The 447-nt window shown below is 60.2% G+C and carries 1 protein-coding gene; it reads left to right on the top strand.

What is annotated here, in order from left to right:
- Positions 1–447, top strand: a 447-nt coding sequence (locus B2633_RS07070; protein ID WP_483169903.1) for a penicillin-binding transpeptidase domain-containing protein, incomplete at both ends; no start/stop codon positions are given.

The following is a 447-nucleotide window of genomic DNA, read 5'->3' as shown; positions in this document are numbered from 1 at the left end:
ACCGAAGTGACCCCGCTGCAGATGGCGGCCGGGTATGCGGCCTTCGCCAACAAAGGGGTTTACAGCGCGCCCTATTCGATCATTAAAGTTGTGGACTCCAATGGCAAAGTCATGGAAGAGAACCGAACTCAGCAGAAACGATCCGTCTCTGTCAACACTGCCTATTTGATCACCGATATGCTCACCGGGGTCATGCAGAGCGGAGGCACCGGAGCCCATTTGAGATCTGCAGTAGGCCGGCCCTGCGCGGGCAAGACCGGCACCACCGACGAGTTCAAAGACGCCTGGTTTGTGGGCTACACCCCCTATCTATGCTGCGCGGTCTGGGTAGGCTACGACGACAACCGCCAGGTCAACCAGTCCGGCGGAGTGGTGGCCGGACCCATTTGGGCCAACTTCATGGGCATGGCCGGGGCGGCTTTTCAGCCCTCCGATTTTCCCCGGCCC

Origin of the sequence: Syntrophomonas sp. UBA1041 (assembly GCF_002316705.1) — a bacterium.
Taxonomy (GTDB): domain Bacteria; phylum Bacillota; class Syntrophomonadia; order Syntrophomonadales; family Syntrophomonadaceae; genus DTU019.
The sequence above is the reverse complement of the archived record's forward strand: the minus strand, read 5'-3'. Positions and strand labels throughout refer to the sequence as shown.